Source organism: Thioalkalivibrio sp. ALE17 (genome assembly GCF_000425605.1).
Taxonomy (GTDB): domain Bacteria; phylum Pseudomonadota; class Gammaproteobacteria; order Ectothiorhodospirales; family Ectothiorhodospiraceae; genus Thioalkalivibrio.
The window spans coordinates 134380-145001 of sequence record NZ_AUDT01000009.1 but is presented as its reverse complement, the minus strand read 5'-3'; the positions used below and the strand labels follow the sequence as shown (position 1 = coordinate 145001).

8 protein-coding genes and 1 pseudogene are annotated in these 10622 nt (G+C 68.8%); 3 read left to right on the top strand and 6 right to left on the bottom strand.

Annotated elements, in window-relative coordinates:
* The 5 genes and pseudogenes from H609_RS0108490 to H609_RS0108470 all read right to left on the bottom strand — a co-directional run.
* A pseudogene (locus H609_RS0108490) lies at positions 1–254 on the bottom strand (IS110 family transposase); the annotation flags it as partial.
* A gap of 271 nt (positions 255–525) precedes the next feature.
* Positions 526–1155 carry a triacylglycerol lipase gene (locus tag H609_RS0108485; protein WP_028484737.1) on the bottom strand — a complete coding sequence of 210 codons (630 nt, stop codon included), beginning with the start codon at positions 1153–1155 and terminating at the stop codon, positions 526–528.
* A gap of 21 nt (positions 1156–1176) precedes the next feature.
* Positions 1177–2961 carry an aspartate--tRNA ligase gene (gene aspS / locus H609_RS0108480; protein WP_028484736.1) on the bottom strand — a complete coding sequence of 595 codons (1785 nt, stop codon included), beginning with the start codon at positions 2959–2961 and terminating at the stop codon, positions 1177–1179.
* 119 nt (positions 2962–3080) lie between these two features.
* Positions 3081–3731, bottom strand: coding sequence for a DUF502 domain-containing protein (locus H609_RS0108475; protein WP_018867441.1), 651 nt, complete (start codon positions 3729–3731; stop codon positions 3081–3083).
* Between the two features lie 3 nt (positions 3732–3734).
* Positions 3735–3998: an FmdB family zinc ribbon protein gene (locus H609_RS0108470; protein ID WP_018867442.1), complete on the bottom strand. Its 264-nt coding sequence runs from the start codon at positions 3996–3998 to the stop codon at positions 3735–3737.
* Positions 3999–4165: 167 nt separating this feature from the next.
* Between H609_RS0108470 and H609_RS0108465 the strand changes: the two genes are divergently transcribed.
* The 3 genes from H609_RS0108465 to H609_RS0108455 are packed head-to-tail and all read left to right on the top strand — an operon-like array spanning position 4166 to position 6804.
* Positions 4166–4543, top strand: a complete 378-nt coding sequence (locus H609_RS0108465) for a DsrE family protein (RefSeq protein ID WP_018867443.1) — start codon at positions 4166–4168, stop codon at positions 4541–4543.
* 10 nt (positions 4544–4553) lie between these two features.
* On the top strand, positions 4554–5408 hold the full coding sequence (locus H609_RS0108460; RefSeq protein WP_019583969.1) for an SDR family oxidoreductase: 855 nt from the start codon (positions 4554–4556) through the stop codon (positions 5406–5408).
* 19 nt (positions 5409–5427) lie between these two features.
* A complete protein-coding gene (locus tag H609_RS0108455) occupies positions 5428–6804 on the top strand; it encodes a nucleoside recognition domain-containing protein (RefSeq protein WP_028484735.1) in 1377 nt (458 codons plus the stop codon).
* 23 nt (positions 6805–6827) lie between these two features.
* Here the strand turns inward: H609_RS0108455 and H609_RS0108450 are convergent, their stop codons facing one another.
* A complete protein-coding gene (locus H609_RS0108450; protein WP_028484734.1) occupies positions 6828–10598 on the bottom strand; it encodes a PAS domain-containing protein in 3771 nt (1256 codons plus the stop codon).
* Positions 10599–10622 lie beyond the last annotated feature (24 nt).

The window sequence follows — 10622 nt, the reverse complement described above, 5'->3', positions numbered from 1 at the left end:
GTCTTCACGTAGGGCTTCACGAACTGCGGCGCCATCAGCCGCACCTCGTGCCCCAGCGCCTGCAACTCACGCGCCCAGTAATGGGCACTCCCGCAGGCCTCCATGCCGATCCGGCAGGCCGGCAGCTGGGCGACGAAGTTGCGCAACTGGCTGCGCCGCAGCGCCTTCGAAAACACCTGCCGGCCCTGCGCATCCACACCGTGGACCTGGAACACGTTCTTCGCGAGATCAATACCGAGTGTTGTAACCTGCATGTGGACGCCTCCGTCTTCTTCGAGTGAGAGTGATCACCCCCACTCTGGCACATCGCGATGCCGTAATAGGGCGGGGGCGTCCATCCCATTGAGGCCGCGCAGGGGCGGTGAACGGCCGCAGGCCGGCTCGAAGGGCGCGCGCAGCGAGTAACCTCCGGACCGAACCCCCGACGCCCGCCCGGGCCAGCGCCGGGGCCAGCCACGGAGATCGCCACGGCGCTCCGCGCCTCGCGATGACCGCGGTGGTCGGGCTTGACGGGCCCGTCCGGCGTCAGGGCAGAAACTCGCCCGCCTCCAGGAAGTGCAGGGTCTCGCGCGCCACGACGGTGTCGAACAGCATGCCCATATGCGTCACCGGCAGGGTCAGGTGACGCGAGACGTCGGGGCCCCGCGTCTCGTCCAACGCGACCAGGCCATCATGGGGATGCGGCAGGCGCGCAATCAACGGGCCCGGCCCGAACGGCCGGCTGCCGGCCAGCATGCCGATGTCGCGCCCGCGCAGGATCGGGCTCCCACCGAGCAGGCCGCGTTCCAGGGGCGCGCCCAGCCACCAGCGCCCGACCCGGTTGCGCGCCAGCCGGGCCGCCACGCGGCTGCCAGCCAGGGGCGAACCCAGCATCACGATGCGGCCGGGACGCTGCACGGGCGCGACCTCGAACAGGTGGCGCACCACCACGCCGCCCAGGCTGTGGGCGACCAGGTGCACGAGGTCGCCGGGGACGTCGTCGAGAAAGGCCGCCAGCGCGCGCCCCGCCTGCTCCGGCGTCTGGCGCCGCGAGGCGTAGCGGAAGGGGTGAACCGCGTGACCGGCCGCGCGCAGGCGCCGGGCGAGCAGGGCCATCTCCAGGCCGGACATATGCCAGCCATGGACCGTAACCACACTGGTACGCATGCCGGCCATGGTGAACGACCGGCCCGTTGCCTACCCGGCCTGTTGCGTAGCGCTGGCGCGCAGGCGGATGCCCAGCTCGCGCAGCTGCTTCTCGCCGACCGGCGCCGGGGCGTCGGTCAGCAGGCAGGCGGCCGTCTGGGTCTTGGGGAAGGCCATTACGTCGCGAATGGAGTGGGCGCCGCTCATCAGCATCACCAGGCGGTCCAGGCCGAAGGCCAGGCCGCCGTGCGGCGGGGCACCGAACTCCAGCGCATCCAGCAGGAAGCCGAATTTCTCGCGGGCCTCGTCCTCGCCGATACCCAGGGCCTCGAACGCAGCCTGCTGCATCTCGGGGTTGTGGATACGGATGGAGCCACCGCCCACTTCGGTGCCGTTGAGCACCATGTCGTAGGCACGGGACAGGGCCTCGCGCGGGTTATTGCGCAGCGCGTCCGGGCTGTCCACCGCCGGGGCAGTGAACGGGTGATGCAGGGCGTACAGGCGCTTGTCCTGGTCGTCGTACTCGAACATCGGGAAGTCGACGACCCACAGCGGCTGCCAGCCCGCCTCGACCAGCTCGAGGTCGTGGCCGAGCTTCACGCGCAACGCGCCGATCGCCTCGTTGACCACAGAGGCCTTGTCCGCACCGAAGAAGATCAGGTCGCCGGCGGCGGCCGCGGTCTTTTCCAGGATCTGCCGGGTCACGTCCTCCGGCAGGAATTTCAGGATCGGCGACTGCAGCCCGCCCTCGATATCCGCCGGGTCGTTGACCTTGATGTAGGCCAGGCCCTTCGCGCCGTAGCGGCCGACGTACTCGGTGTAGACGTCGATCTCCTTGCGCGTGAGCTTGGCTCCGCCCGGCACGCGCAGCGCGGCCACGCGGCCCTCGGGGTCGTTCGCCGGGCCGTTGAAGACCTTGAACTCCACCGCCTGCATCACCTCGGTCAGTTCGGTGAACTCCAGCGGGATGCGCAGATCGGGCTTGTCCGACCCGAAGCGGGCCATCGCCTCGGCGTAGGCCATGCGCGGGAACGGATCGGGCAACTCGACACCCTGCACCTCGCGGAACAGGTGCCGGATCAGGCCCTCGGTCACGCCCATCACGTCGGCCTCGTCGACGAAGGCCATCTCCATGTCCAGCTGGGTGAACTCCGGCTGGCGATCGGCGCGCAGGTCCTCGTCGCGGAAGCAGCGGGTGATCTGGTAGTAGCGGTCCATGCCGGACATCATCAGCAGCTGCTTGAACAGCTGCGGCGACTGCGGCAGGGCAAAGAAGCTGCCCGGATGCGTACGGCTGGGCACCAGGTAGTCGCGTGCACCCTCCGGCGTGGCCTTGGTCAGCATCGGGGTCTCGAGGTCGAGGAAATCGCGTTCCTCGAGGAAGCGGCGCATGGCCGCCGAGACCTTCGCGCGCAGACGCAGGCGCTCCTGCATCACCGGGCGGCGCAGGTCCACGTAGCGATAGCGCAGGCGGGTGTCCTCGCCGACGTCCTCGTCGTCCAGCGGGAACGGCGGGGTCTTCGCGGCGTTCAGGACCTCCAGTTCCAGACCCAGGATCTCCACCGCACCGGTGGACAGGTCCGGGTTTTCGGTCCCCTCGGGACGGCGGCGCACACGACCGGTCATGCGGATCACGTACTCGCTGCGCAGCTGCTCGGCGCGGGCGAAGACGTCCTCGCGGTCGGGGTCGAACACGACCTGCACCCGACCCGTATGGTCGCGCAGATCGACGAAGATCACGCCCCCGTGGTCACGCCGGCGATTCACCCAGCCGCAAAGGGTCACCTCCGAGTCGAGTTCGTTCTCGGTGACACGTCCACACAGATGAGTTCGCATTGCGCTGTTCCAGCCGAAGGGCACGCCCGCCAGGGATCGGTGGTTCCTGAGAGGCCTGCATGGTTAGTCGGGAAAACGGGGCGCACGCGACGTCCGCACCCGCGAAAAGGCCGGAAATCTTACGATTTGCCCTGCCCTTGCGCAACCGGAGCCGGGGCCTCTTCAGGTCCTTTCAGGGGCGTGACGACCCCCATGGACATCACGAACTTGAGGCCGTCCTCCACCGTCATGTCGAGTTCAATCGCCTCTTCGCGCGGGACCATCAGCACGAAGCCCGAGGTCGGGTTGGGGGTCGTCGGGACGAATACGGTGATTACCTCGTGCTCGGTACGCTCCTGCACCTCGCCGGTGCCGACGCCGGTCATGAACCCGACCGACCACAGGCCGCGGCGCGGGTATTCGATCAGCATCACCTTGCGGAAGGCCTGGCCGCCATCCGCCAGTACCGTCTCGGTCACCTTCTTCACCGCCCCGTAGATCGAGTTAACCAGCGGGATGCGGTGCACGATGGACTCGCCCAGCGCGACCAGCTTGCGCCCGACGATGTTGGCCACGATCACCCCGGTGACGAACACCACGACGATCGCGACCACGATCCCCACGCCCGGGATGGAAAAGCCCAGCAGCGCCTCCGGCCGCCAGCCCGGCGGCAGGAGGAGGATGGTGAAGTCCAGCAGGTCGACCAGCAGCTTGATAATGAAGCCGGTGACGATCAGTGGCAGCCAGACCAGCAGCCCTGCAATCAGGTAGCGGCGCAGGGAGACCAGCATGGGTCAGGTGCTGGCCGCGGCCTTGCTCGTGGAGGTATCGGACTTGCCGGCGCCACCGCCCGAATCCTTCAGGTTGCGCTTGCCGTCCTTCTTGAAATCGGTCTCGTACCAGCCGCCCCCGGCCAGGCGGAAACCGGCGGCGGAGACCTGCTTGGTCAGGGCCTCGGCACCGCACTCGGGGCAGGTGGTGGCGGGCGGGTCGGAGATCTTCTGCAGGATCTCGGAGATCTCGCCGCAATCCTTGCACTGGTATTCATAGATGGGCATGGCTGGAATCCTCGGAACACATCCGCGAAAACACGGGTTGAGGCGTATTATGCGGCCGTTCGCCGGGAATAAAAGGCCTTCCGCACCGACAGGCGGTGTTTGCGCCGCGCGGCCGCAGCGCGGATGATTCGCCCCATACCCGAATGTACTGCCCGCAAGGACCTGCCATGGCCGAAAAGATCGTGATCATGCTGCTGAATCTGGACCTCGACCGCCCCGGCACCCTGGGCGCCCCGTTCTTCCAGGCCACCGTCGCCGCCGCGATGGATCTCGAGGTCGAGATCTACTTCGCCGCCGGCACCACGCGCCTGCTGCGCGCGGGCGTGGCGGACCAGATCTACCCCGGCGAGGCGAAGGAGAAATCCGTCTACAGCTTCATGCAGGACGCCCACGAGGCCGGCTGCGCCTTCTACGCCTGCGCCGGTGCAATGGACGAAAACGGACTGACCCTGGACAACGCGGTCCCGGAACTGGACGGGATGCGCGGCGGCGGCGCCTTCATCGGCGAGGTCGTTGAGGACGGCGTCGCCACCCTCACCTACTGATCCGGCCGCCATGAGCGAACCCTCCCAGCGCGCGGTCCTGATCACCGGCTGCTCCAGCGGCATCGGTGCCTGCACCGCGGGCATGCTGCGCGAACGCGGCTACCGGGTCTTCGCCACCGCCCGGCGCAGCGAGGATGTCGCGCGGCTGAAGAAGGACGGCTTCGAGGCATTGCAGCTGGACCTGGATGACTCCGCCAGCATCCACAGCGCGGTCACCGAGATCCTGCACCGCACCGATGGCCACCTCTACGGCGTGTTCAACAACGGTGCCTATGGTCAGCCCGGCGCGGTGGAGGACCTCAATCGCGCCACCCTGCGCGCCCAGCTGGAGACCAACGTGCTTGGCTGGCTGGAGCTGACGAATGCCGTGCTGCCCGCCATGCGCCGCGCCGGCGAGGGCCGCATCATCCAGAACAGCTCGGTCCTTGGGCTGGTCGCCCTGCGCCTGCGCGGCGCCTACGTGACCTCCAAGTTCGCGATCGAGGGCATGAGCGACACCCTGCGCCAGGAACTGCACGGCACGGGTATCCATGTCTCGCTGATCGAGCCGGGCCCGATCCGCAGCGAATTCCGCGCCAACGCCCTGAAGGCCTTCCGCGAACGCATCCAGCGCGAGCACAGCCCGTGGCAGGAGACCTACCGTGCCGCCGAGGCCCGCATGGCGGACGCCGAGTCCGATGCGCCGTTCACACTGGGGCCCGAGGCAGTCGCGCGCTGTGTGGTGCACGCCCTGGAGGCCCGCCGGCCACGGGTGCGCTATCACGTGACCTTCCCCACCCGGTTGTTCGCCTTCCTCAAGTGGCTGCTGCCGGCGCGGGCGCTGGATGCTGTGCTGCGCGGTGTATCACGCGGAGAGAACCGCTGACCGTGGCAAACTGCGAGGCATGAACCTGATCTTTCTCGCCCTGATCGTGATCGCCGTGGCAACGGCCGCGATCCGCGAGATCCGCTCCACCGACCCGGACGAGCAGCCGATGCAGGCGCTGTCCGAGGGCGCAATCGACGCGGCCGGCTCCGCGGTGGAACTGGCGCTGGGTCTGGTCGGGGTAATGGCGCTGTTCCTGGGCCTGATGAAGATCGCCGAGGCTGGCGGCCTGCTGACCGTACTGGCCCGCCTGCTGCGGCCGCTGATGACCCGCCTGTTCCCGTCGGTCCCGCCGGAGCACCCGGCGATGGGCGCGATGATCCTGAACTTCTCCGCCAACATCCTGGGGTTGGGCAATGCCGCGACGCCGTTCGGCATCCGCGCGATGCAGGAACTGGAGAAGCTGAACCCGCACCCGGGCACCGCCACCAATGCGATGGCCCTGTTCCTGGCGATCAACACCTCCAGCATCACATTGCTGCCCACCGGGGTGATCGCGCTGCGCGCCTCGCTCGGCTCCGAAGCCCCGGCGGCGATCCTGCCGACCACGCTGTTCGCCACGCTGTTCGCGACCATCGCCGGCATCACCAGCGCCCTGATCCTGCAGCGCTATTTCCGCAGCCCGACGCCGACCCGATCGATCGACTCGGACGCCACCGATCGCGACGGCGCCACGGACCTGGACGACGCGGTTCGCGCGACCGAGTCCCGCAGCACCCCGTCCGACGCCGAAGCGGGCGCGACCGAAGAACCCGCCCCGGAGCAGCAACCGATGAACATCGAGGTGCCCACCGAGGGCTACCCGGCCTGGGTCTCGCTGACGGTACTGGCCGGAGTGCTCGCGATCATCCCGCTGACCATCCTCTACGGCCAGGCAATCGCCCCCTGGATCATCCCGGGGCTGGTGGTCGGCTTCCTGTCCTACGGGGTGGTCCGCGGCGTGCCGGTCTACGAGGTCTTCGTCGAGGGGGCCAAGGAGGGCTTCAACGTGGCCCTGCGCATCATCCCCTATCTGGTGGCGATCCTGGTCGCGGTGGGGATGCTGCGCGAGAGCGGCGCTCTGGGCATGTTCGTCGGGCTGGTCGGGCCGCTGACCACGCCGTTCGGCCTGCCGGCCGAGGCCCTTCCGATGGCGCTGCTGCGCCCGCTGTCCGGTTCCGGCGCCTACGGCATCATGGCCGGCATCATGCAGGACCCGGCCACCGGCCCGGACACCCACGTCGGCATCCTGGTCTCCACCCTGCAGGGCTCGACCGAGACCACCTTCTACGTGCTCGCGGTGTACTTCGGCGCCGTCGGCATCAAGCGCGTGCGCCACACTCTGGCGGCCGCGCTGACCGCGGACGCCGTCGCCGTGGCCGCGGCGATCGCGATCGTCGCATTCCTCTTTCTTTGAGAATCGCCGACGCGCGCGGCGGCTCAGCCGCTCGCGCGACCCGCGGCACAGCGCTGCAGCGCGCCCAGCAGATCGCTCGCCCCGATCGGCTTGGTGAGCAGAGCATCAAAGCCGGCCGCCGCCACCCGCTCGCGCGTGGCCTCGGTGGCATCGGCCGTCACCGCGATCACCGGGATCGCCGCCAGCGCCGCCTCGGCGCGCAGCGCGCGCAGCACCTGAAAGCCGTCCATCACCGGCAGATTCAGATCGAGCAGGACAAGCCCCGGCGGGTCCCGCAGGGCCATGTCCAGGCCCGCCACGGCGGAGTCCGCCACCCGGCAGTCGCTCACCCCCTGCTGCCTCAGCATCTCGCGCAGCAGACGCTGATTGGCGGCATGATCCTCGATGCAGAGCACCCGGCAACCCTCCCGGATCGCAACTTCCGAGGCTGCGCCCACGTCCTCTCCGGCCGCGGGCGGGAGGTGCTCCTGCGCCGCGGGCAAACGGAACCAGAAGGTGCTGCCCGTACCCGGTATGCTGTCGACGCCGATCTCGCCGTCCATCAGCTCCACCAGGTTGCGGGTCACCGCAAGGCCCACCCCGCTCCCCTCGATTCCCTGCTCCTCGGCCACCAGGCGCTCGAAGGGCTGGAACAGCCGCTGGCACTGTTCCGGCGTCAGCCCCGGCCCGTCGTCGTGCACCGCGATCCGCACGCCGGAGCCCTCGTGTTCGCAGGTCACGCGCACGCGCCCGTCCGGCCGGTTGTACTTGACCGCGTTGGACAACAGGTTCAGGAGTACCTGCCTCAAACGCCGGGGGTCGGCCTGCACCATCACCGTCGGCAGGGGCTCCGCTGCGAGCACCACGCGATGCTCGCGCGCCAGGGGCTCCAGCAGGGACAGGCATTCATCCAGTAGCGGGTCCACGGCGACCGGTTCCGGCTCCACCTGCATGCGCCCCGCCTCGATCCGCGCCAGGTCCAGGATCTCGTTGATCAGGTCCAGCAGATGGCGCCCGGCGCGCATGATTTCATCGAGATGGCCGCGCTGGTGTTCATCCAGAGCCGGATCGCGCTCCAGCAGCTGGGCAAACCCGAGAACCGCGTTCATCGGCGTGCGCAGCTCGTGGCTCATGTTGGACAGAAAATCCGACTTGGCCCGGTTGGCCGCCTCGGCCGCCTCGCGCGCACGGTGCAGCTCGGCGCGACGACGCAGCTCGTCGGTGAAGTCGCTGAAGATATTGAAGCCGTATTGCGGTTCGCCGCGATCGTCGAGGACGACCCCGATGTTGCTGACGGTGATAAACACCGCCCCATTGGCGCAGCGGTGGGGTAGCTTTCCGGCCCAGGAACCGCCTTCGGAAAGCACCCGGTCGATCTCCCGCGCCTCCTCTTCGGAGTCCTCGGGGATGATATCCATCTCGCGGAAGCTCCGGCCCAGCATCTCGCTCGACTCGTAGCCCACCATCTCGCGCGCGGCGGCATTCACGTAGACGAAGCGGCCCGCACGGTCCACTACCGCGATGCCCTGCCCGGAGGACTCGAAGATGCGCTGGAACAGGGCCAGATGTTCCTGGGCCTCGTGCAGTTCGGTGATGTCCTGCAGGCTCCCGGCGATGTGCGCGGGTCGGCCCTCTGCATCCAGGCTGACACTGGCGATGACGTGGACAAAGCGGGTCCGCCCGTCCCGGAATTGCACCCGGTGACCGAGTTCGTGGTGTCCGGCCGCATTCAGGCCCTGCAGAAAGGCCGTCACCGGCTCGCGATCCTCCGGGTGCACCAGCGCCAGGTATGTGTCGCGCCCGAAGGACGCATCCCCCGCATCCGCCTCGAAGATCTCGTGGATGACCCGCGACCATGTGATCGCCCCGCTTTGCGGGTCCATCTCCCAGTTGCCGATGCGCGCCAGGCGTTGCGATTCCAGCAGCCGGGTGGAGAGCTGTGACAACGCCCGTTCCGAGGTCTTGCGCTTGGTGATGTCCTGCATCACACCCAGCATGTACAGAACCTCGCCGTCCTGATCCCGGACCACATCGCCGCGCTCGAGCAGCCAGTGCTCCGAGCCGTCGGGCCAGATGACGCGATGCTCCAGTTCAAGATAGGACCCGCGACGCAGGCTGCTGGCGATCGCATTGCGCACCCGGACGCGATCGTCGGGGTGCACCGCCTGCACGAAATTGGCGACCGTGGGTTCCAGCCCGCCCTCGGGATAGCCCAGAAGCGGCGGGATGCGCTCCGACCAGCCCAGCGTCTCGCGGTTCGGCGTCCATTCCCAGGTCCCCATGTTGGCGAAGATCTGGCTGGAGCGCAGGCGGTGCTCCTGATGCTTCACGTGGGTGATCTCGGTGCGGATCGACACGTACTGGTAGGGGCGCCCGTTGCTCCCGAGATACGGGACGATGGTGGTCTCCACCCAGTACAGCGAGCCGTCGCGCGCACGATTGCACACCTCGCCCTGCCAGACGCGCCCGGACGCGATGGTGGACCAGAGCTCGGCATAGAATTCCGGTGGATGCTGGCCGGACTTCAGGATGCGGTGATTGCGGCCCATCAGCTCGGACACCGCATAGCCGCTGACCCGGGAAAAGCGCTCGTTGGCGTAGACGATGTTGCCGGCCACGTCCGCGATACTGACCAGGGCATGTTCGTTGACGGCCACATGCTCGCGTTCGCGCTCGTACAGGGCATCGCGATAGGACTGGCTGACCCCGTCGATCTGGCGTATCTGGCGCGCCCGCGCGGCAATCGCGGCCTGGATACGGGCTGGCTCCACGGGCTTCAGAAACACCCCCGCCACACCGGGGTGCACCGTCATCAGGGCGTTGATCCGTCCGGGGTCCTCGGTCAGGAACAGCAGCGGGACCGCCCCCCCGTTATCCCGGGTACGCAGCAGCGCGACAAACGATTCCGCCGGTTCGTCCAGCCCCTGCAGATCGAGGACCACCACATCGGCGCCGGTCTCGCCCAGCCGGAGGCGCGCATCCTCCGGGTCGGACACCGTCGATACCTCCAGCCCGGAAGCCGCCAGATGATGCGCGAGTTCGCTGTCCGCCTCCCCGGCGACCAGCAGCACGCGATAATCCGACTCCACGATTACGCCGCCGATCTGCATCAGCTGCTCGACCAGGGTGTCGGTTACCAGGGGGTGATCGAGGCAGCGCGTCACCCCCTGGCGCACGCATTCGAGGCGGGCGCCGGGACTCCAGGCCTGAGCGACGGCCAGCACCGGAAGCCCGCTGGCCAGCGCAGACGCCAGCCCCGGCAAGCCGCCCCCGTCCGCCGCGACCACGTCGGCACACAGCACCACTGCGGAAAGCGGCTCGTCGTCGGCCACGGCAACCTCGCCCCGGGTTACACGAAAACCCTGGTCGGCCAGCATGCGGGCCACCGCCTCGCCGACCGCGCCGCCGTCGTCGATCAGGCGGACTCGTGACTCCGCCGGACGCCCCCCCACGGGCTGCATGCGCGCCTGCGCCGCCGGCCGCGCCCGCTGCCGATAGGCCTCCACGGCCGTGGCCAGGCGGCGCACCCCCGCGACAATCAGGTCACGATCCGGTCCGGGCGGGGCCCGGCGTACGCCGGCCACGGCGGCCCGCAGGGATTCCGCCGCGCCGCGGATCAAGCCGACATCGAAGACCTGCCCCGACTGCGCCAGCGCCTGGGCCTCGCGGTACAGGGTGATCAGGCGTTCGCCATCCGCAAACGTGCCGTCGAGCTGACCGGACAGGGCCTCCAGCTCCGCGACCCGCTGCCCCAGTGACTCGAGGAATTCGCCCCGCAGGCGCGCCAGCCCCGGCGATGCCGGGGCTGGTGTCACGAGAGGCGTACGTGACGGATGCAC